At 49.5% G+C, this 22,243-nt stretch carries 17 protein-coding genes and 1 tRNA gene; 14 read left to right on the top strand and 4 right to left on the bottom strand.

Annotated elements, in window-relative coordinates; translation table 11 throughout:
* Window positions 1–750 precede the first annotated feature (750 nt).
* From B5G10_RS09420 to B5G10_RS09395, 6 genes are all read left to right on the top strand, one after another.
* Window positions 751–3,570 carry a carbohydrate binding domain-containing protein gene (locus tag B5G10_RS09420; RefSeq protein WP_087424487.1) on the top strand — a complete coding sequence of 940 codons (2,820 nt, stop codon included), beginning with the start codon at window positions 751–753 and terminating at the stop codon, window positions 3,568–3,570.
* A gap of 11 nt (window positions 3,571–3,581) precedes the next feature.
* The gene (locus B5G10_RS09415) at window positions 3,582–6,395 is read left to right on the top strand and encodes a M6 family metalloprotease domain-containing protein (protein ID WP_087424486.1); all 2,814 of its coding nucleotides are present in this window, start codon (window positions 3,582–3,584) and stop codon (window positions 6,393–6,395) included.
* Window positions 6,392–8,434, top strand: coding sequence for a fibronectin type III domain-containing protein (locus tag B5G10_RS09410; protein ID WP_143241114.1), 2,043 nt, complete (start codon window positions 6,392–6,394; stop codon window positions 8,432–8,434). Before B5G10_RS09415 ends, B5G10_RS09410 begins: the two co-directional genes overlap by 4 nt.
* A 260-nt stretch (window positions 8,435–8,694) precedes the next feature.
* On the top strand, window positions 8,695–9,165 hold the full coding sequence (locus B5G10_RS09405) for a hypothetical protein (RefSeq protein ID WP_087424484.1): 471 nt from the start codon (window positions 8,695–8,697) through the stop codon (window positions 9,163–9,165).
* On the top strand, window positions 9,155–9,355 hold the full coding sequence (locus B5G10_RS09400; RefSeq protein ID WP_087424483.1) for a helix-turn-helix transcriptional regulator: 201 nt from the start codon (window positions 9,155–9,157) through the stop codon (window positions 9,353–9,355). The genes B5G10_RS09405 and B5G10_RS09400 overlap by 11 nt, the downstream gene beginning before the upstream one ends.
* Before the next feature lie 334 nt (window positions 9,356–9,689).
* Complete coding sequence (locus tag B5G10_RS09395; protein WP_087424482.1) at window positions 9,690–10,229, top strand: hypothetical protein; 540 nt, start codon at window positions 9,690–9,692, stop codon at window positions 10,227–10,229.
* A 190-nt stretch (window positions 10,230–10,419) separates the two neighbouring features.
* Here the strand turns inward: B5G10_RS09395 and B5G10_RS09390 are convergent, their stop codons facing one another.
* The 3 genes from B5G10_RS09390 to bioB form a co-directional block, all read right to left on the bottom strand.
* Window positions 10,420–10,800, bottom strand: coding sequence for a hypothetical protein (locus B5G10_RS09390; RefSeq protein WP_087424481.1), 381 nt, complete (start codon window positions 10,798–10,800; stop codon window positions 10,420–10,422).
* Complete coding sequence (locus B5G10_RS09385) at window positions 10,797–11,267, bottom strand: hypothetical protein (protein WP_087424480.1); 471 nt, start codon at window positions 11,265–11,267, stop codon at window positions 10,797–10,799. Before B5G10_RS09385 ends, B5G10_RS09390 begins: the two co-directional genes overlap by 4 nt.
* Before the next feature lie 222 nt (window positions 11,268–11,489).
* Entirely contained in the window at window positions 11,490–12,449 is a 960-nt protein-coding gene (bioB, locus tag B5G10_RS09380; RefSeq protein WP_087424479.1) for a biotin synthase BioB, read from the bottom strand.
* A gap of 324 nt (window positions 12,450–12,773) precedes the next feature.
* Here bioB and B5G10_RS09370 point away from each other — a divergent pair.
* Both B5G10_RS09370 and B5G10_RS09365 read left to right on the top strand, forming a co-directional pair.
* Window positions 12,774–12,847: transfer RNA gene (locus tag B5G10_RS09370), tRNA-Thr, on the top strand.
* Between the two features lie 142 nt (window positions 12,848–12,989).
* Window positions 12,990–13,562, top strand: coding sequence for a 30S ribosomal protein S16 (locus tag B5G10_RS09365; protein WP_087424477.1), 573 nt, complete (start codon window positions 12,990–12,992; stop codon window positions 13,560–13,562).
* 97 nt (window positions 13,563–13,659) lie between these two features.
* Here B5G10_RS09365 and B5G10_RS09360 read toward each other — a convergent pair whose 3' ends face one another.
* Entirely contained in the window at window positions 13,660–14,028 is a 369-nt protein-coding gene (locus B5G10_RS09360) for an arsenate reductase family protein (RefSeq protein WP_087424528.1), read from the bottom strand.
* A gap of 132 nt (window positions 14,029–14,160) precedes the next feature.
* On the opposite strand from B5G10_RS09360, the gene B5G10_RS09355 reads away from it, so the two are divergent.
* The 6 genes from B5G10_RS09355 (at window position 14,161) to B5G10_RS09330 (ending at window position 22,175) form a co-directional block, all read left to right on the top strand.
* Window positions 14,161–16,605: an ATP-binding protein gene (locus B5G10_RS09355; RefSeq protein ID WP_087424476.1), complete on the top strand. Its 2,445-nt coding sequence runs from the start codon at window positions 14,161–14,163 to the stop codon at window positions 16,603–16,605.
* Window positions 16,602–17,930 carry a sigma-54 dependent transcriptional regulator gene (locus B5G10_RS09350; RefSeq protein ID WP_087424475.1) on the top strand — a complete coding sequence of 443 codons (1,329 nt, stop codon included), beginning with the start codon at window positions 16,602–16,604 and terminating at the stop codon, window positions 17,928–17,930. The genes B5G10_RS09355 and B5G10_RS09350 overlap by 4 nt, the downstream gene beginning before the upstream one ends.
* A gap of 268 nt (window positions 17,931–18,198) precedes the next feature.
* The gene (locus B5G10_RS09345) at window positions 18,199–18,654 is read left to right on the top strand and encodes a hypothetical protein (RefSeq protein ID WP_143241112.1); all 456 of its coding nucleotides are present in this window, start codon (window positions 18,199–18,201) and stop codon (window positions 18,652–18,654) included.
* A 350-nt stretch (window positions 18,655–19,004) separates the two neighbouring features.
* The gene (locus B5G10_RS09340; protein ID WP_087424473.1) at window positions 19,005–19,526 is read left to right on the top strand and encodes a UpxY family transcription antiterminator; all 522 of its coding nucleotides are present in this window, start codon (window positions 19,005–19,007) and stop codon (window positions 19,524–19,526) included.
* A gap of 44 nt (window positions 19,527–19,570) precedes the next feature.
* Window positions 19,571–20,938 carry a hypothetical protein gene (locus B5G10_RS09335; protein WP_087424472.1) on the top strand — a complete coding sequence of 456 codons (1,368 nt, stop codon included), beginning with the start codon at window positions 19,571–19,573 and terminating at the stop codon, window positions 20,936–20,938.
* Window positions 20,931–22,175, top strand: coding sequence for a glycosyltransferase (locus tag B5G10_RS09330; protein WP_087424471.1), 1,245 nt, complete (start codon window positions 20,931–20,933; stop codon window positions 22,173–22,175). The genes B5G10_RS09335 and B5G10_RS09330 overlap by 8 nt, the downstream gene beginning before the upstream one ends.
* The last annotated feature ends 68 nt before the right edge of the window (window positions 22,176–22,243 follow it).

The following is a 22,243-nucleotide window of genomic DNA, read 5'->3' as shown; positions in this document are numbered from 1 at the left end:
TCAAATTTACGACAAAAGTATAGATTGGGCAAGTAGAGGGCTGAGTTGAGGTGAAAAGATTATTCCTTTTCTTTCGCTTTTAATACGTTAGGGCATCGTCTGTCCCTCTCTTGGACCGTTGGTAAGAGACGGGTTGAGTGTCGAGACTGAAATCGATTTCGAATGAAAAAACGATTTTATGCAAAAAAATAATGATAAAAAAGAGTTGTATTTAAGAATAAAGTTTTATCTTTGCAAAGTTTGATTGTGCTCAGAGACGCAATCGTCATGAGCGCTACCAATCTTGTTATCCTATCTATCTACCTGAAACACAAAAAAACACACAACGCCGACATTATCCGTTATTGCAAGACCGTGAAGCATTTGGTCGGAAATGCAGAGTCTTGCGGGAAAAATGCTCCTCCTTTTTTATTTATCATATATGAGTACCTTGCCATTGCTGTGGCATGGTTGTAAATGCTGTTGCCTTCGCCGGGCTGCTGACTCCTTTTGCTCTTGTAGCCACATGGCAAGTGGGAATTGACAGGGCGAGATAAGCCAATCCATATTCAAATGCCGCTGAAAGGTTTTCCCTATTAAACAACTTCGTCTGTCATAATGTTAGCTTTTGAGATAAATTTTAAGCCTAATAATCATTTTTGACTCAAAAATGATAAAATATTGTTTTATTTTTCTACATTTGTAGTGGGACTTTGATGAATTTTCGATAATCATTATAAAAATAGTCAGTATGAGAAAAACTTTACTTTTTTGAAACGGATAGCGGCTACGCTGGTTGTGGGACTGTTGTGCCTGCCTCTACAAGCACAAGAGATGGAGCTCCTTTATGAGGAGTCTTTCGATGATGCTACCCATTATACCGATAGTGTCATATCTGGTTTGCCCAACGGTTGGGCTGCAGTTGGAGCCACTTCTTTCTCGGCACAACCGGCCATCGACTATGGAAAAGTTGCCGATACGGGCGATAAGGTTATCGTCTCGGGATATCCCCAGACGAGCAATCGCCAGGATGTAGCCTTCTCGCCCATGTTTGAGATGAAGGCCAATACCGATTACCGGATACGGGTAAAATACATGATGCCCGGTCTGTCGTCCCGCACTTCGGAGATGAAGATCACCGTGGGCATGGGGCAGGATTATGAGAATCACCTCTCCTACGTGTATGGCGATCGCGATAAGGCCATAGACCAATGGACCTTGGCCGAGGTTATCTATACCCCGTCGCAGGACGGTCAGTATTGTGTAGGATTGTGGAACAGTTCCACCTTGTCGTCGTCGGGCGATGTCTATTACGATACCTTCTCGATCGAAGAGATTGCCTCCGAACCCGAGCCCGCCTGGGAAGCCACGCTGCCCTACAAGGAGACCTTCGACGACTCTACCCACTATGCCGTCGATGCCGTGCTGCCCAACGGATGGGTGTCGAACACCGATAACGCTTTCCAAACCGTCAATGCTAACGAGTGGGGGTATGTGCCCAACTCGGGCGAAAATCTGCTCGTGGCAAATCCCAGTTATTCGTCGGGTCGCCAGGATGTCACCTTCACCCCGATGCTGGAGATGGAAGCCGGCATTACCTACAACGTGTCGTTCTATCTCAACCTGATGGAGCTGTCGCGCAAGCCCAGTTTCAAGTTCACGGTAGGGAACGGTCAGACGGTAGAGGCTCAAACCACCGTATTGAAGAGCTATGAAGATACCTCCACTTCGGGATGGGAAAAGGTAGAGGTGGCCTTCACGCCCACCGAAACGGGCGAATACTGTTTTGCCTTCTGGGCCTGCTCGGCTCTCTCGATGGACGGCTTTATGCTGATTGACGACTTTGAAATCGCGTCGGACGAAATCGTGGAACCCGGATGGACCCCCTCGATTCCCTATATAGAGACCTTCGATGGCGACCATTACGATGGGGTGTCATATCTGCCTATTGGTTGGTTGGCTACTGGTGACGAACCGTTTATCACGGCCTCGTTGAGGTCGAAGCCTGCCCTTTCGGGGTCGTATTATTTGGTAGCTCCGTCATCGGCATTGGGTGAGCGCCATGACATAGCCTATACCCCGATGATGGAGATGGAGGCCGGTGTCGAATATACGGCTTCGTTCTACCTCTATCTGCCGGGCGGTGACAATCCCGCCACCTTCAGATTTACGGTCGGGCGCGAACAGGCCTACGATATGCAAGACGAGTTGTATAGCGTAACCGACCGTTTCATGACCGACTGGGAATTGGTAACAGTAACTTATACGCCCGAGACTACCGGCGAATACTGTTTCGCGTTCTGGGCCAACTCCGAACTGGCCAGCGACGGCTATTACTGCATTGAGGACTTCTCGTTGAGGAAATCGAGCGATGTGCTTCCTCCCACGGGAACCATCTATATGTCAACTACGTTGAACTCGCTTATCGACGGGCGTCCGCTGTTGTTCCCCGGTATGCCTTACAAGATGATAAACCAGGTCGATGGCGCCGACAGTTACGAATGGTCGGTAACGGGTACGGCCCAAGTTGCCGATCCCACTGCTCGCGAGCCCTATGTATCGTTCACACAGTCGGGTAGCTATACCATTAAGCTGGTAGCCACCAACAAGGGCGGAAGCAGCGAGTTCACTTGCTCGCTCTCCTGCACTGTAATTGACGAGGGCGGTTTCCCCACAGGGGCTGTATCGACCGTCAATGATGCACTTGATAAGGTCTATCAACAGGCCGACCTCCCGGCTTATCGCGAGGATGGGTCGGTGCAGACTCAAGATACCTATGAGGTATTGTTCCACTATGTAGCCGGTGTCAACCGCTACTATCGGGCAATAGCCGAGCGCTTCGAGATGCCAATCGACCAAAAGGTCGAAGTCTCGTCGGTAACCTTCAACCTCATGGCTTATGGCATCTATATCAACACGGGGCAAGAGGACGACTCCGATAAGAATGTCAAGCTGGTGTTCTACCCCGAAAAAGATGGGAAGCCCGATCTGGAGCATCCCTTCTACGAAGAGACAGCCAATATTGTCGATAAATTCGGCGACATGGGCATCTATCTTTCGAAGAGAATCGGTTGGACCCTGGCTACCCCGGCCGAGTTGACGGGAACTTTCTATGTGGCACTGGAGTTTGATGAGCTGATGATGGATCTCGACAAGGAGTGGACCGTAGGGTCGTTCTTCGGAGGCGATACCCGGGTTCATGCCAATGGCCAAACAACTCTCTATGTGAAACCCGATGTGGCTATCGAGGGTAGCGACTTTGTGCCCGACGGCGAGTATTGTCGTGCCGATCTCTTCTCGCCCGAGTTGAAAGGGTACAGTTTCGCCGTCATGCCGTGGATCGAGATGAAAGAGATTTCGGCCGTTTCGGCCACCGAGTCGTCTGTTCGTTTCTACGCTTCGGTCGATGGTTCTACCCTCAAGGTCGATGGGTTGAACGCCGGTGATGTAGTGAACATCTACTCGATGTCGGGGACGTTGATGGCCTCGGTCAAAGCCGACGATACCACCATGTACCTGCCGATAGCCGATTGGGCCAAGGGAGTTTATATCATCGCAACCAACAGCCGAAGTGTGAAATTCGTAAAATAAATTGATCTGAGATGAATATGCGTATAAAGCTATTATGCGTAGTTTGTCTGATGAATATCTTTTGGAATATGCCGGTATCTTCGATGCCGGCATTTCCGGGAGATATTTCCTATGTTCAGCCAGACGGTACGATTGTGAAGTATAAGTTGAAGGGTGATGAGCATCATCACTGGATGGAGTCGATTGACGGTCACATCCTGAAAAAAGCCGATAACGGGTTCCTGGTCTATGCACAAGAGGCCGATGAACAGATTGTGGCCTCGTCGGTTCCCTATACCGGCAACGATGCCCAGGCGGCCCGCAAGGTAAACTTGCTCAATAGGCAAGCCTTGATGCGAATCGAGCGGGCCGAGGTCGCTCCTACGTTGCAGCTGGAGGGTACATTCCCTTTGACCGGGCAACGCAAGCTGCTGATGCTGCTCGTGAATTTTGCCGACACCCAGGTTACCTTCAGTCGCGACGATTTCGATGCCATGATGAATAGCGCGAATTATCGGAGCACAGGAAGTTTCAGAGATTTTTATCTCGAGAACTCCTACGGTCAACTCGATGTGGAGACAACGGTCGTGGGCTGGATTCAACTGTCGAAGAACAAAAACATGTATAGCACCGAGAATATGACCGAACTCATCAGAGAGGCGTTGTCGAAGGTGCAGGACGAAATCGATTTCTCTCAGTTCGACAACGACGGCGATGGCGAACTCGACGGACTTTCCATTATCCACCAGGGTACCGGCCAGGAGGTGACCGGCAGTACTGGCGACATCTGGTCGCATAGCAGTGAGGTGTACGATACGTGGGTCGATAACATACGGGTGCGCACCTATACCATTCAGCCCGAGTTGCTCTTCGATGTCCCCATGCTTTCGATGATGACCGTCGGGGTCTTTTGCCATGAGTTTGGACACAACCTGGGGGCTCCCGATTATTATGATGTAGATTACGAGCAGAACGGCTCGTACGAGGGTACCGGCGAGTGGGATTTGATGGCCGGCGGTGCTTGGGGAACTTATGGACAAAGAGGCGATTCGCCCTGCCATTACAACATGTGGCAGAAGATACAGTTTGGTTGGGTGACCCCGACCGTACTCAGCGAGACGCAGGATATCACGAACATGCCGGCCGCTACCGATGAGCCGGTAGCCTATGTCGTCAATACCTTGAGAGAGGGCGATTACTATGTGCTTGAGAACCGTCAGCAAACCAGTTTCGACCGGGCTTTGCCGGGGCATGGACTCATTATCTATCATGCCGACGAGAGCCGCATTTCCCCGCGGGTAAATTCAAATAAGGTGAACTCCAGCAGCCAGCAAGGACTATATACCGTGTGTGCGTCGGCCAATTGCCAGCCGGCCGACACCCCCGAGTCGTATGGCAATATCAACTCGCAGGGAGCCCCGTTCCCGGGAGCGTCGGGTGTGACCTCCTTCTCCGATGCCACTCTGCCCGCCATTCACTCCAACGACGGCAAATACTCCTATGCAGCCCTGAACCATATAGCCGAGAGTAACGGCCTTATATCCTTCTCGTTTGTCAAGGGCGAGGAGCCCGAGCGTGTGAAGAATTTTGTAGCCGTGGCCAAGCGGGGTGTTGTCACCTTGACTTGGGAACGGCCCGAGACCGGCAGTGTGAAAAACTATCGGGTTTTCCGCGACGATAAGCTGATGGCCCAACCTACTACCGAGGGCTATATCGATGAGGCGTTGACCGCAACCCAGGCCGTGTATAAAATCGATGTCGCCTATACCGACGGGCTGTATTCACCCTTTGTAACCGAGACGGTGCGTGTGCCCGAGAATCGGGTCGAGACCCTCTCGGGCAGCTCGCCCTATGGAGGTATGTTCCTGCAGTGGAATTTGGACCCTGTCTTGACCCGCACCAGCGTCACGCTCTCCAATGAAAATATTTCGTACCAGACTTTGGACGGCGCCGAAATCGATGTCGCACAACGTTTCAATGCGTCGGATCTGAAGTCCTACGTAGGCTATCGTTTCGACAAGTTGGGATTCTTGCCGTTTACCAGTTATAAACAGACGGTCTATGAGTTGCGCGTATGGCGTGCCGTGGCCGGTACCGACGACTTTGAGGTGGTGGCTACCCGCGAAGCTTCGGAGTATGCCACCGGTTCGTGGCGCGATATGCTTCTCAAAGATCAGGTCGAGATTGAGGCCGGTTATGACTATCTGATAGGCTTCCATGCTTCGTCGAATATCAATTCGCTTCAAGTTATTTGCGATGGCGAGTCGGTCGATAAGGGCTTGGGCAATCTGGTCCTGGTCGATGGGGTGTGGCGCGACGACCTTTTGTCGGCCAATATCTTCTTGCGGGCCACACTGGCCGAGCCGGCTCCGAGTACCGATTTCGTAGCCGATGAAAAACCCGTGTTCAACGACAACTATGACCCGCTGCGCGATACCCGCTATCCCATAGGTTTCAATATCTATCGCGACGATGAGTTTATCGGTTATACTTCGACCCGCTGTTTCTTCGATAATACGGCATCCGCAGGATATCACACCTATGGTATTGCCTGCCTGTACGAGGGCAATAACGAGTCGCGCATCATCGAGAAGTCGTTCATGGCCTCGAGTGTGACCGATGTTGCGCTCGGTCATGGAGCCGATGTGGTGGTGACCGGCCATGTGGTAACGGTGACCCTCGAGGCACCTGCCCGCATGAATCTATATACAACCGATGGCCGTCACATTCTCGCGCGGCAGCTGCCCGCCGGGCAGTCGCAGATTTGGGTCGAGGCTCAAGGCATATATCTGCTGCATGTGGAAAATGATCAATTAATGGAAACAGAAAAAATAGTAATTCGATGAAAACAAATTTATTAAGGGGACTTCTCCCAGGCCTTATGGGCTTGTTGAGTTTGACGGTGGCCGCTTCGCCCACGGTCGATACAAGCTGGAGCAATAGGGCGGTGATTAAGAAAGATAGCAAAGAGTTGCGTGGTGTGTCTCCGGCTCAAAATATGATGCGTTATCCTGCAATCGGGGTGCAGTTGATCCCGTCGGTCAATCGTTTGGCCGCACCTGCCGCGCAGGCCGAAGATACCGAGTGGTCAACCGTTGTGGAGGAAGATTTCAGCCTGTTTACGGCCGGCTCCGAAGATGAACCCGATATGACCAATATCCTCTCGTCTGAGGGGTATATACTCTATGATTATGTACACACCTATGGCTGGGTGGGAGTCTCGGTCTATCAGGCCGGTGGTTGCGCCTATGTTGTGGGCGACGGCATTTCGGTGCTGATGACCCCGGTGCTTAACCTGTCGGGCGATAATGGCCATTTCAAAATCACCTTCTCGTATCGCACCAACACAGAGTCAACCTCGGTTTATGTGATGTGGGGCTCGGGTTCGTCACTGATCGACGGCCGCAAGGCTACGGCCACGACCACCTGGAAAACCGGTACCATCGAGACCGATGGTGGTGTAGCGAACATGGCCATCCAGTTTTATGCCGATGCCGACATCTTCCTCGACGATATTAAAATCGAACAGATGGGCACTGTCGAGCCTGTTGAGCCGGTAGAGCCTACGTTGGATTCGCCTTCGGCCCTGGCTGCAACCGATATTACGGCCACCGGCTTCGTGGCCAACTGGGAGGTGACCGAGGGGGCAACGGGCTATTTGCTCGATGTCTATTACTACGACAACAACGAGCCGCAATATCTGTTGAAAGATGAGCCCGTGACCGAGACCAGCTATACCGTGACCGGTACGCTCGAGGGTAAAGTCTATTACTACACGGTGCGAGCTACCGATGGCACGTTGGTTTCCGAACCCTCCAACGAGGTGCTGGCCAAGGCTGCCTCGACGTCGATAGGTTCGGTAACGGCACTGCCGGCAACCGAGGTGAGCGATGCCGGTTTCCGGGCCAACTGGACGGCTGCCGAAAATGCAGCCTACTATGAGTTGACCACGCTTTCGCTATACACCATCCCCACCGCTGGAAACTTCACGCTCGACGACGAAACATTCGACCGCGTGACCGAAGGTACCGAGGCGTCGCCCGTCTATGGCGCCATCCAGGGATACCTGAACGATTATACCGAGTATGCCGACTGGTCGGCCATTACACCGGTCTTTGCCAACGGCATGGTGGGTTTGAAAAACTACTATAAGGTGATGGGGTATTACAGCATGCTCTATACCCCCATATACTACATCAGTTCCAATACGGCATCGACCGTGACGATTCAACTCGATGTGAAGCGGGTGGACTGTTCGGCCGCTACCGAGGTGGGAGTTTGCCTGGTAAATGCCGAGACCAACGAGTCCGGTGAATGGCAGTTTGCCACCTTGACCGATGCCGAGATGTCGCTCTCTTTCGATTTCGAACCCCTCGAGGGCTACTACCTGGCCATTGGCTTCGACGATCCCAATAATACCGATTACGGTACGACCGGTGTTGTATATATCGATCGGGTGAAAATATCGCAGGCCAATATGTCGGCCGGCGATCAGGTGTTGCGCGTCTATGCCTACGATATGGTATATAACGAGTCGTATTATGTGGATACGCCCAACAAACGGGCTACGGAGCAAATGTCGTATTATGTGATGGCTGTGACCAACGGGGAGTCGGAGTATCTCTATTCCGACCCGTCGAACGAAATCGTGGTGGGGGCAACCGGTTCGGTCGATGAACTTGAGTCCAGTTCTGCCCGGGTGTATGGCGCCGAGGGCATGCTCTATGTAGAGACCGATACCGACGGTATGGTCGAGGTCTATGATGCAGCCGGTATGGAGGTGGCCCGACAGGAGGTCTCCGCCGGAACCACAGGCATTACGTTGCCTCGCGGGCTCTATGTGGTCCGTCTCGATGGAGCGGTTACCAAAGTATTGGTGAAGTAGAAGCTGTATATATTTCTTATATACCTCTGTAATCGAATAGAAAACGGGAGCTCTTGCGAGAGCTCCCGTTTTTTGCATGGAATCGGGGCCGATTGTACGATTGTCCAGGAGAGTAGGGGAGCGGGATCGGTTCGCTACGGAGCGCTTTAATCTTTTTTAGTTTTTTAAATGTCGTGTTTGCTTGTCTAAATGTAAAATATACTTTACATTTGTAGCATGAGAGAAATCAATTTATCTACGAACCGAAATCAGTCATGCTTATGAAAAAGATTTTTCTGTTGCCCCACAGCTTTAAGAAAGTCGGTTGGGCTATTCTCATTCCCACCTTTATTATTGGGCTTATGATGTTCATAGACGGTTGCAACGGTTTTCCCCGATATTTACTCAAGGGGATAGACCCCGCCAGCGGGTTGTATCGGGCATTGGTATCGTATGTGATGACCGGTCTCCTCAACAACATAGCTATCATAGGTATCAGCGTGGGCAGTCTGTTTGTGGTCTGTTCGCGTGAGCCGATTGAAGATGAGCTCATCACCCAGGTGCGGCTCAACTCGTTGCTGATAGCGCTTTATTTGAATACAGCCTTTGTTGTCGTGTCGGCCCTCTGTTTCTATGAACTCGACTATCTGTATGTAATGATCGGGAATATATTCACGGTCTTGCTGGTCTTTTTGATCGTGTATGAGGTAAAGTTGTGGCGGCTGAAAAAATCGATGGAGTATGAAGAATAGGATACGGGCCGAACGGGCCGAGCTTCGCATGACCCAGCAGGCATTGGCCGAAGCGACCGGTGTGAGCCGGCAAACCATCAATGCCATCGAGACGGGGCGGTTTGTCCTCTCGACCATCCTGGCGCTGAAGATAGCCCAGGTATTCCAGAAGTCGGTCGAGCAGATTTTCCAGCTGGAACCGGGCGACTGAATTCCGTAATTATATACTCATTTGAAATTTGCAAATCAGTATAATAGTATCTTACTAAAAATAGTTATATTTGTAATTGAATTTGTGCGCTTGCACTCTTTTCGAACATACAGCCTAATGTCGTCGAACTACCACAACAAGACTATAAAGGCTGATAATCAACTTACCCAATGGGTGAAGTGTGTTCAGCGTCATAGACGTAGAATTGTTCCTATGGGTAAGTTGGCTGTGGTAGGCCACGACGATGTTAGGCAGTGGCTTTACGTTTTCGTTTATCCATTTCGTTCTGCTGTTGCTGTTTTATAGATTGTTGTCGAACAAAATAAAATGTGGAATGAAAACAAAAAAACAAAAAAAGTTTCTGTTGGTGATTCTATTCGCCTTTATCGGTCAATTCAGTTTTGCACAAAACGAAGAGGTAATCACTCCTGAAGAAAAACGGGTGGCATTCCTTACCCCCGAGTACTATACAAACTGGTTAGGAGCTTCGTTTTTCACAATTCCGACAATAGAAAAGGAATTTGATGTTACTCCTGTTCAAATTTTAGATCTGACTTTCTTTTACGATTTCGGTAGTTGTTTTGTAGGTATGGAATCCAACAAGAATGGTGTAGTGGTGCAAATGACCCTTAGACTTTTTGGAGACCAAGCCACAGACTTCATACAAAAAGCCGTTGATTACGGCTATGAATATATCACCAAAGGAGAGAATGTAAACGTGCGCTCAAACACTGGTAAATTGCTTCCCGACATATATGACACGGAAGTGAAACAGTACCGAAAGACTACAAAAAACGGAAACGTCTATATGGAAATAGCGAAGAGTAAAAAATACGCGAACGAATACGATATTGCTATTTATCGGGCGAAATAATTACTATTCCAAAGTTGCATCTGATCAATTGATTTTATGTGCCTACTATGTTTATAGCTGATACGGATTAAAGATTTTATCTATTATTGGGTTGAATTTTGTCAATGGTGTTTTTTATAGCAATAAAGACAAAGAAACCAACTATAAATACCTTTTTGAGCCGTTTTTTTTATTTATAATTCTTGTTATGTTACTTTTCTGTTTTGTTGTCCGCAGAAGAAATACCCTTTACTCTCCAAGAAGTTTCGAGTAATACTACACAGGATTTTTCTGTACTAGTTAGAGGTTTATCTAAACCCCAATAATAGAAATAAGTAGTAGAGCCATCTTTGTTTATAGTACTACGCTTTTCTCCTTTTTTAGTATATAAAACCACCAAATCACCAATTTTTAATTCTTGATCAGGTAACCAATATATATTTTTAATATTCGAAGAGAATGTGGTGCTTGATGTTTCTACACTTTGAGAAACAAGGTATAATCCAAGATTAGTAGGTTGAGTAACTTTAAAAACTGTTCTTTCTTTTTCAAGATTCCCACTATCCTTTATGTATGCAATTTCTAATTTCATTTTTTCTTCAATAACCTTGTTAAAATACCACTAACTAATATAATGAATCCAATCACTCCTATAACAAAACTCATATAGTAAACATTACCTTCTTTATTTTGTATAGACGGAACCATCCCCATAAGAGCGGAACCCAAAGATAACATTACACTATATAATATGTCAAAGTTATTACTTGCCTTTAATTTTGTTTCTAATACTGCATTGTCCTTGTCTTTTTCATGAAACTTGTTTTTATAGTTATCAAGTTGTGATTTACAATCTTCATAATTGTCTAAATCACGAAGAATAAGACGTAATGTCCCAGGCGATTGCAAATCTTCATCTGTTAATTCTCTTTTAAGATTTGAAAATGCGTTCCTACGTTTGTTAGTATCTGGACTAATATATTGTTCAGGATGCTCATCTACTTGTAAAGAAATCTTAGACGGTTCTTCGTCAAACTTTTGTGATTCACGGGATGTCATATAATCGCAATTTTCTCGACAAATATACGCAGATTTCTCTATTCTCAGTTATCTTTATTAGAATAACAATTATATGGCAATTTGTTTCTTGTTTTGGTCAAGATTGTGTATAATCACGATAAGTTATATTTGAATAAACGCAAAAGGCTGCTGCCTCATAAAGGGCAACAGCCTTTTTTATGCGAGTGGGGCAGAGTGTGGAGCCCCGGGTGTTATCGCTTTTTACAGCGGGTCGTATCCGGCCTCGGCAATCAGGGCCTTGTCGTCGTTGACACCCGACCCCAGGGTGGTGAGCATATCGCCCATGAGCAGACCGTTGAGCCCGGCCAGCAGTGCCTGTTTCTGAGTGTCGCGTGAGAGTCGGGCCCGGCCGCCGGCAAAGCGGATGAAGGCGTGGGGCAACACGAAGCGGAAGACGGCTATGGTCACCAGTATATCCTCGTCGCCTATGGGAGCTGTGTGCTCCAGCGGAGTTCCCGGTATGGGGCTGAGGATATTCATGGGTACGGAGCAGACGCCCAGTTCCTTCAGTTCGAAGGCCAGTTCGATGCGTTGTTCCATCGATTCACCCATGCCGATGATACCACCCGAGCAAATTTCGAGTCCCACCTCTTGGGCCGCACGGATGGTCTCCTTCTTTTGAGCCGAAGTATGGGTCGTACACAGTTCGGGGAAGTAGGACGAAGCCGTCTCGAGGTTGCAGTGGTAGCGCTTCACGCCGGCATCTTTCAACTTTTGAAGCTCCTCCCGCTTGAGCAGACCCATTGAGGCGCACAGCCGCAAGTGGGTTTCGCGGCCCATGCGGCGGTACAGGTTGCAGAAGTAGTCGAGATCGTCGCCCCGCACACTGCGGCCGCTGGTTACCAGCGACAGTCGCTTGATACCCTGCGACTCGTGGAGCCGGGCCATCGTCATGGCCTCCTCTTCGGGAATAGCGTCGTAGGTCTCAATATGGGTGTTGTAGTGGGCCGATTGTGCACACCATTTGCAATTCTCGGGGCAGTGCCCCGAGCGGGCATTGATAATCGAGCAACTGTCGAGAGTGTGGTTGCAGAACTTGCGGCGAATCTCGTCGGCCGCGGCGTAGAGCTCGGCGCGGTTGGCGTGTCGTGCCAGTTCGATAGCCTCGTCGGGAGTAATCTCCCCGCCGGCCAATATGCGGTTTTTAATCTCTTGTAGCATGGCTTTCTATGTTTGATCGAAACACATGTCGCGTTTCGGAGGTACAAATGTAGATTTTTTTACCGAACAATCGAAGGTGAAAGAGCCTATAAAAATTCTCACACGAAATATGCAATTCTGAAGCCACCGATGTAAACTATTTGTTCTTAGGAGGATAAGAAAAAATGCACATTTTTTTTGTCCAAACTATTGCTATGTGCGAAAAAATATCTACTTTTGTGCCCGGGTAAGTCCTATACGGCCAGCTCCTTGTGAATCCCCCAGGGCTTGACCGCAGCAAGGGTAGCCGGTTGTAGCGGCGCGATGTAGATAGCTTACCCACCTGCCTCTTTAGCTCAGTTGGCCAGAGCACGTGATTTGTAATCTCGGGGTCGTTGGTTCGAATCCGACAAGAGGCTCAAGAAAAGGCAACCACAATTTCGTGGTTGCCTTTTTCTTTTATCATCTCATTAAAAATAAAGGCCTTTTATTTGTTCGATTCGCAAAGAAGTGCTACCTTTGCGCCGCTAATGCAAATACTAACCAATTAAAAAATTTCAAATGGCAACAAAAATCAGATTACAACGTTTTGGTCACAAAGACTATGCGTTCTACCAAATTGTAATCGCCGATAGCAGGGCACCACGTGATGGTAAGTTTATTGAAAGGATAGGTTCTTATAATCCGAACACTAATCCTGCTACAATAAATTTGAATTTCGAAAGGGCTTTGTATTGGCTGACGACGGGTGCACAACCCACCGATACCGTTCGCAACATCCTCTCTCGTGAAGGTGTGCTGTTGAAAAAACACTTGCTGGGCGGTGTAAAGAAAGGCGCTTTCACCGAAGAAGTTGCCGAGCAACGCTTCGAAGCCTGGTTGAAGAACAAGAAATCGGTTACCGATGCCGAAAAGGCTAAGATCTCTGCCGCCAAAGACGCTGCTGCAAAGAAACGTCTCGAAGAGGAAGTAGAGAAAAACAAAGTGAAAGCCGAAGCTGTTGCAGCTAAGAAAGCTGCCGAAGCTGCCGCCAAGGCCGAGGCCGAAGCCGCTGCCAAAGCAGAAGCCGAAGCTGCCGCTGCTGCCGAAGCTCCCGCCGAAGAAGCAGCTCCTGCTGCCGAGAGTGCTGAATAATTACCCTTATACAGCATATCGAAAACGGAGTAGCCCTCGTGGGCTACTCCGTTATTTTTTATCAATCATGCATGGGGCAATTGTCGGGGATGGGGGACTATCGCGAAAGCCCGCTCAAAGCCTCCTCCCACTGCTGGGCATTGAATCCTACCAGCACCCTATTGTCGGTCACAAGCAGCGGCCGCTTTATCAGCATCCCGTCGGAAGCCAGCAGTGCCACCAGCTCCTCGGGCGAGTCGGTCGAGAAACGCGCCTTCACATTCAGTTCTCGATAACGCTGTCCGCTGGTATTGAAAAACTTCTGCAACGGCAATCCGCTGCGGGCAATCCATTCTGTGAGTTCCTCAACCGAAGGTGGCGCCTCGACGATATGTCGGGTAGTCACCTCGATATGGCGGTCGCGCAACCATTGAGCCGCTTTGCGGCAAGTGCTGCATGGCGGGTATTGAAAAAACAAGATTTCCATACTTCTTTTCTGTTTGATAATTTCCAGATAAAAGTAACCAAAAAAATCGAACGACAATAGTAAGGATTGTTAATACTTTGGGCGGTAGAGTTTTTGCAGAAAATTTTTATCTTCACCGCCAAATCGTGAACTATGACTTCATACTCCAGAAAAGCGACCCGCAATAAAGCGTTGTGGGGATATCTGCTGCTCGTGGCCGTTCTGCTTGCCTCCTCGTGGTTTGTCTATCACGAGATAAGCCTGTTGGTTGCGATACGCGATGTCGAGCAGGATATGGGTGCGAAGCGGCATCGGGTTTCCGACGCATTGTCGTCGCTCTATCGTACCGAGACGTTGGGGCAGTCGCTGGTGTGGGGCCGATATTCTGACTATCCGACGTACAGAGAGAAGATGAACGAGGTGGTGACCGAGGTCGATTCGTTGCGCAGCATTACCACCGACTCGGTGCAGTTGTCGCGTATCGACAGCATCGTCTATCTGTTGAACCGGAAGAATACGGTAATCAGGAGGTTGATGAGTACTTCGATCGATGTGGCCGAGGAGCAGAACCGTAAAATCGAGAATATGATGCGGCAACAGGACTCTTTGCTGCTTATTCATAAATATCAGCAGGCTTTGGCTCAGCAGAGCGACTCGCTGGTCGAGAAACACAGGAAGCGCAATGTGTTTGGTCGCATTGCCGATGCTATCTCGGGCAAGTCGCCGGTGAGTCTCGACAGTATTCGGGTGGAGTCGAAGCGAATAGGTGCATTGAGTGATTCGCTGGCGTCGGACTTGAAGGCGATGGAGAGCGGCTACCACGAGAGTAGAGAGCTGTCGAAGCAGGCCCTCGAGCGGGAGCGCTGGCGATTGCGGAACGACAACCAGCGGTTGAGCGGTCAGATAAGTCGCTTGATGAATAGTTTTGAGCAGGAGCAACTGCTGGTCTCGGAGCGTATTCTCGACCGTAACGAGGCTATACGTCAAGAGTCGATGAATACGCTGCTGGGGGTGACCTCGGGGGCGATTGTGCTGGCTGTAATTTTCGGGATAATGGTTTGGCGTGGGTGGATGCGAGACGATAGGTGGCGCCGCGAACTGGAAGAGGCTCGTCGTCGGGCCGAGGAGCTGCTGGAGGCTCGCGAGAAGTTGATGCTGACGATTACGCACGACTTCAAGGCTCCGTTGAGTTCGATTATCGGCTATGTCGAGTTGATGATGCGACTCGACAACAGCGAACGGCAACGCTTCTACTTGCAGAATATGAAGGCCTCGTCGGATCATCTGTTGGCCCTGGTGAGCGACCTGCTCGACTTTTTCCGTCTGGAGTCGCACAAGCTCGATGTGAATCACATGACATTTAACCCGAAAGCTCTTTTTGAGAAGATTGTTTCGGCCATGCAGCCGGTAGCCGAGAAGAAACAGTTGAAGCTGATCCTGAAGGCCGAGCCTTCGGCCAATGCCTCCTTCTCGGGCGACCCGTTGCGAATCCAGCAGATTGTCGATAACCTACTGTCCAATGCCTTGAAGTTTACCACCCGTGGCACGGTCACCGTGCATGTGTTTGTGCGGGTGCGGTTCCTTGTGTTCTCGGTGAGCGACACGGGGCGGGGAATTGCCCGCGACGACCTCGAGCAGATATTCCAGGCCTTTACCCGACTGTCGTCGGCGCAGGGTGTCGAGGGATTCGGGTTGGGATTGACGATTACCCGGCAGCTGGTCGATTTGATGCACGGTCGTCTCGATGTGCGTAGCCGGGAGGGGGTGGGAAGTACCTTTACGGTAGAAATTCCGCTCGACAAGGTGGCCGAAGAGGTGGCTCCGCCGGCTTTCTCGGGGCGTCGCTGCCTGTTGCTCGACGATGATAAGATACAATTGACTCTTTTTGAGAATCAATTGAAACAGTTGGGCGTAGAGGCTGTTGCCTGTATGCGGGCCGAGGAGGTACTCGGTTATCTGGAGCATGAACCGTTTGACGTCGTGTTTACCGATATGCAGATGCCCGAGATGAACGGGGTGCAGTTCTTGAAGTTTTTGCGGGCCTCTGCGGTATCGCAGGCTCGGAGTATTCCGGTGGTAGTGGTTACGGCACGCAGCGATTCGGACAGGTTGCAGGCCGAAGGCTTTGCGCGTGTGTTGCGCAAACCTTTTTCGTTGGCTCAGCTCGCCGAATGTCTGTCGGCCATTGGCTACAAACCACAAGAGCGGCTGGTGCAGCCGATATTGGAGGCCGACACGGCGGACTCGTCGGGCCGTTATGATTTTTCGCCGCTCACCGCATTTGCGGGTGACGATCGGGCGGCTCGCCATAACATATTGACAACCTTTTTGCAGGAACTTACGGTTCAAATCGATGAGCTGAAGATGGCTTGCGAGAAGCACGACGGGATAGTCGTGACCCGTATCGCCCACAAGTGGCAGCCTATTTTTGCCATGCTGAAACTCTCGGACATGCTCCCGCTGCTCTCGCGGGTCGAAGAAGAGGGGGCCGAGGTCTGGACCGATGCCCTTGCGGGACATTTGACCCGATTGCTCGCTTGTGCCGGGCAGATTCGGGACGAACTTCAATCCATATTAGAGAAGGAGGAACAACGATGAAACATATTCTTATCGTCGAGGACGATACAACGTTTGCCTTGATGTTGCAGACGTGGCTCACCAAGAAAGGCTTTGCCATTACCTCGGCAGCCAGTATTGCCGCGGCTCGCAAGGCGTTGCACGACGGGGCGGTCGATTTGGTGTTGTGCGATTTGCGTTTGCCCGACGGCGAGGGTATCGATTTGCTGGAGTGGCTCAGGAGCTGTCGCCGTTTGGTTCCGGTAATCGTGATGACAAGTTATGCGGCTATCTCTTCGGCCGTTCAAGCCATGAAACTGGGGGCGAAAGACTATGTGGCCAAACCGGTCAATCCCGAGGACCTGTTGCAGAAAATCAACGAGGCGCTTGGGGCTGCGGTTTCTGCTCCCGAGCCGGAGCAGTCGATTGAGAAGGTCCCGGGCGAGTCTGAGGCGGTGGGCTATCTCGAGGGACAGAGCGAAGCGGCTCGGCAACTCTACTCCTATGTGCGCCTGGTTGCACCCACCAACATGTCGGTATTGATAAATGGGGCAAGCGGTACCGGCAAGGAGTATGTGGCCAAGCGCATACACCAGTTGAGCAAGCGGGCCGACAAGCCTTTTGTGGCAATCGATTGCGGAGCTATACCCAAGGAGTTGGCTGCCTCGGAGTTTTTCGGGCACAAGAAAGGTTCGTTTACCGGGGCTATCGAAGATAAGGTGGGTGCCTTTTTCGAGGCCAACGGGGGTACGATATTTCTTGACGAAATAGGCAACCTCAGTTACGATGTACAGATACAGCTGTTGCGGGTATTACAAGAGCGGAGGGTCAAACCGATAGGCACAACGGCCGATATCAAGGTCGATGTACGCTTGATTGCCGCAACCAACGAGGACCTGAAGGCTGCCATAGCCGCAGCTACCTTCCGCGAAGATTTGTATCATCGCATCAACGAGTTTACAATCCATATGCCGCTTTTGTGCGAGCGAGGTGAAGACATCCTGCTTTTTGCCAACTTCTTCCTCGACCAGGCCAATCGGGAATTGGAGAAGCCCGTGCCGGGATTTTTGCCCGATGCCATGGCGCAAATTTGCCGCTACCGCTGGCCGGGCAATCTGCGCGAGATGCGCAACACCGTGATGCGGGCAGCTTTGCTATCGCAGGGTGCTCCCATCGGGGTAGAGCATCTGGGGCTGGATGTCGAAGTCGGGAATCGGGTTGCCACCTTGCACGACCCCGAGAGCGAGCGGGCCAAGATCGTATCGGCTTTGCAACGTTGCGCAGGCAACAAGAGCAAGGCGGCCGAGATGTTGGGTATCGATCGCAAGACGCTGTACAACAAACTCAAATTGTACCAAATCGAGTAGAGATATCTTTTTTGTGAGAGCGCGTTGACCGCTGGTGGGCATTGCGTTCTATACCGACGATAAACTTTTTTGTGGAGCAGTGTGGAATTTTTCCACACTGCTCCACACTTTTTTCTACAAGATTCCACACTCCCCAATATCTGGAGGTTGTCTATAGATAGCTGTTATACAGCATGTTATATTCTGTTTGTGTCGCTTGGCACGACGATTGTATTTTTATTGGGCGAAGAATGGAATAATAGAGTGTATAATTAAAAATGTAAGAATTATGAAAAAGTTAATGTTATCAGTAGCGGTATTTATGATGACGGTTAGCGTTTCGTCTTTTGTTTCGTATGCACAAAGTCCGAGCGAGGAACCGGCACAAACCGATAGTGTCCCCACACAAGAACCCAAGAGTGAAGTGTCTTTGTTTTGTCTGACAGAGGAGCCGGCTCCCACCGACAGTGTCCCCTCTCAAGAACCCAAGAGTGAGATCTCTGCGTTCTTTTTGGCTGAGGAGCCGGCTCCTTCCGACACAGTACCTTCACAGGAACCCAACAGTGAACTCTCGCTGCTTTGCCTGACTGAAGAGCCTACCGACAGTGTTCCCACCCAAGATCCGCAGAAGGATGAGCCCCAGGCAAATATCTCGCTGCTCTGCCTGAGCGAGGAGCCTACCGACAGTGTTCCCACCCAAGATCCGCAGAAAGATGAACCCCAGGTAAATATCTCTATCGCATAACTTTTGTATTAGATAAGTGAGTTAATCTTTAGATACGTTCTTATTTTTTATCTGTTTTAGTGAAGATGATGGGTCTCGTCACTCTCCTTGGGAAAAGGGGGGGTGGCGAGATTTTTTTTGCAGAGGGGGAGAGAGTGGGTAAAATGCAATCGTTTTTTATTTCGATGATGAGGGATAATGGGGCTATTAATATTAAAGAATAACTATTTCTTTCTATATTTGCAGTATTAAATTGTGTTTATAACTCTGTTTAAGAGATAGAAATGCAAGAGATAGCAGGAGAGCCTGATTTTGTCGAGGACGACGTTTTGTTGCCTGGAAGCTTAGGCTTTGTCAAAACCGAACCGAATATGCCGGAGATCGAAGAAGAAGGGTGGTACGTGGCGAAAACCTATCGCCAGGAGCGCAAGATCAAAGAGCTGCTTACCCGCATGGGGGTGAAGCACTTTGTCCCTTTTCACGAGACGGTTAAAGAAATCGGCGGGAAACGCAAAAAAGTCGAAGTTCCCTTTATTAGCGGGTTGATATTCGTGCATGGTCGTAAAAAAGAGTGCATTTCGCTCATCAACGACTATGGTTACCCCATGCGGTATGTGCGCGACTTTTCCAGCCGTTCGCTGCTGCGGGTACCCGGCAAGCAGATGGAAGATTTCATCTATCTGGTCGAACAGCACGAGAACGAGATAGAGATATTGCCTCACGACCTGCGGAGGGGCGATCGTGTGCGGGTAGTTGCCGGCAGCTTTGCCGGCATTGAGGGTGAGTTGGTACGTATTGCCGGTCATCGTCGCGTAGTCGTGCGGCTCGACAACCTGTTTACTATAGCCACGGTCTATATCCCGGGCAGTTATTTAGAGAAGATATGCGATTGACAGTTCTACTGCTCTTGTTTTCTATAGCAGTTGTATAAACCCATATGATAGACTATAATATCATAAGACAAAAATATATAGGTAACCGCAATCTGGTCGATAACGTGTTGGGGGCTTTTGCTGTGCGAGGATTGGGCTTTCTCATATCGTTTGTATTGTTCCCTCTCTATCTGCGCTATTTCAACAACAATGCCATTTTGGGTTGTTGGTTTACCATGTATTCGGTCCTGACATGGATTAATATGTTCGATTTGGGCATTGGTCATGGCTTGCGCAACCACTTGACCGCCGATTTGAGTCTGAAAAACTATGAGAGTGCCCGTAGTCATATCTCTTCGGCTTATATTTTAATGGGGGGTATTACCCTGTTGGTTACTTTGATCGCACTCGTTGTGAGCCGATATATCGACTGGAACCGTATTTTCAATATCTCTACCGATGAGCTGTCGTCTGCAGAACTTTATCAAGGGGTGATTGTAACGCTTTGCGGTGTATTCTCCTTTTTCTTTTTCAAGCTTATTCTATCGGTGCTGTATGCGTTGCAGAAGTCAGCATGGCCCAATCTGCTCAATCTGATTTCGACGGTGCTGATGTTGCTCTTTTTGTGGGTATATACCCCTACGGGCAAGATAGGCAGAGATTTTGTAACTCTGTCGTGGGTGCAAGCCATTTCTGGGACTTTGCCTTTGTTGGTGGTGACGGCTATTGTTTTCGGTAAAGAATTGAAAAGTTGTTTGCCCTCTTTTCACTGTTTTAAATGGAACAAGGCGAATGATGTCTTGTCGCTCGGTTTCCTCTTTTTGCTGGTGCAGATGGTCTATATGGCGATTACGGTGACCAATGAATTTATCATTTCTTACTTTTTTGGCCCTGCGTTTGTAGTCGAGTATCAAATCTATTTCAAGCTCTTTTCTATTGTAAGTTCGTTGGTCGCTTTGGCTTTGATACCGGTGTGGTCGGCTGTCACAAAAGCCTTTGTCGAGAAGCGATATGGTTGGATACTCAAATTGATACGTTTCCTGTATGGCATAGCTGCGCTTTCGGTGCTGTTGCAGTTGGCCATTATTCCCTTTCTCGACCCGATATTGAAACTCTGGTTGGGTAGTAAGGCTATTGAGATCGATTTGCCTGTCGCTTTGCTGTTTGCCTTGATGAGTTGCGAGATGATATGGGTATCGGTGTTGACCAGTATTTCCAACGGTCTGGGCAAGCTTAAATGTCAGTTGTATGGATTCCTGTTTGCGTCAGTCTTTAAGATAGGAGCCATTGTCGCTTTGGCGTCGCACACATCGTGGACGATTGTGATTATTGTGACAATTATTGGCTTGTTACCCTATTGTATTGTCCAACCTGTATTGATGCATAGACAATTGCAGGCTTTAAATAAAAAAGAGGAGGTGCAACATGGCTAAGAAATTGCTTATCGTAAATACTTATGGGAATATGTGGTCAACCGGTCGCATTGCCGCCGAGATAGGTGATATAGCCGAGAAGCACGGCTGGCAATATCGTTTTGCTTATGCCCGTGAGGCCAATCTCGAGGAGTCGCGGGGGATAAAGATAACTCGCAGCACATTGTCAGGGTTGCTGCATACCTATCTGTTTTCACGCATTCTCAATTTGAAAGGATTCGGTTCGATAATCGATACTTGGCTTTTTATCAGGGAGATCAAGAAGTTCTCTCCCGATCTGATACACCTGCACAATATCCATCAGAATTTTTTGAATTTCCCGTTGCTCTTCTCTTTTTTGCACAAAGCCAATATCCCGGTCGTGTGGACGTTGCACGACTGTTGGGTAGTTACGGGCGGTTGCACTCACTTTGCCTATTACGGATGTGAGCAGTGGCGCAATGGCTGTCACCGGTGTCCCCGCTGTGGAAATAGCGATACCGGCGGCGAGTTGAAAGGGATTTATCGCACGATGCCTTGGGTATTGAAGCGGAAGGTATCGAGTTTCTCGTCGGTGCCTCGGTTGACATTTGTCACCGTGTCGCAGTGGTTGGCTTCGGTAGTGCGCAGTTCGGCCCTTGGTGCAATACCCGTGCAGGTGATATCGAACGGCATAGATACCTCGGTGTTTTATCCGCGGGGTGGGGGCGACTCGCTTAGACGCCAATATGGTTGGGGCGACCGTTTCGTGGTCGTAGGAGTAGCCTCGCACTGGAGTGCTGCCAAAGGGTTGTATGACTATTATAAATTGAGAAACGTGTTGTCCGCCGACCGTTTTGCAATTGGATTGGTAGGTCTCACTCCGCAGCAGGTGGCTGAGTTGCCCGAGGGCATTACCGGGATAGAACGCACAGGAAGTCCCGATGAGTTGGCCCAGATTTATTCGACAGCCGATGTAGTAGTAAGTCTATCGTATCAGGAATCGTTTGGAACTACCCCACTTGAGAGTTTTGCCTGTGGAACTCCTGTCGTGGCGTATGACAATACGAGTCACCCTGAACAGATAACTCCCGCCACGGGACGGATGGTTGAATCGGGTAATATTACTTGCCTGGCCGAAGCCGTTATCGAGGTTTGTAAGAAGGGTAAATTGTCCTATACGCAAGCCTGTAGGGATGAGGCGATTACTCGATATGATAAGAACCAGCAGTATGAAAAATATGTCGAACTGTATGAGCAAATGCTTGGCACATTATAGCAGAGAGAAGGTATGGTAGCGACAATTATTATAGGAATTATTTGTGTAATATTGGCATATTTTGCCCG

Source organism: Barnesiella sp. An55, from assembly GCF_002161555.1.
In the GTDB taxonomy this organism is placed as follows: Bacteria; Bacteroidota; Bacteroidia; order Bacteroidales; family Barnesiellaceae; genus Barnesiella; species Barnesiella merdipullorum.
This window is presented reverse-complemented; position numbering and strand designations above follow the sequence as displayed.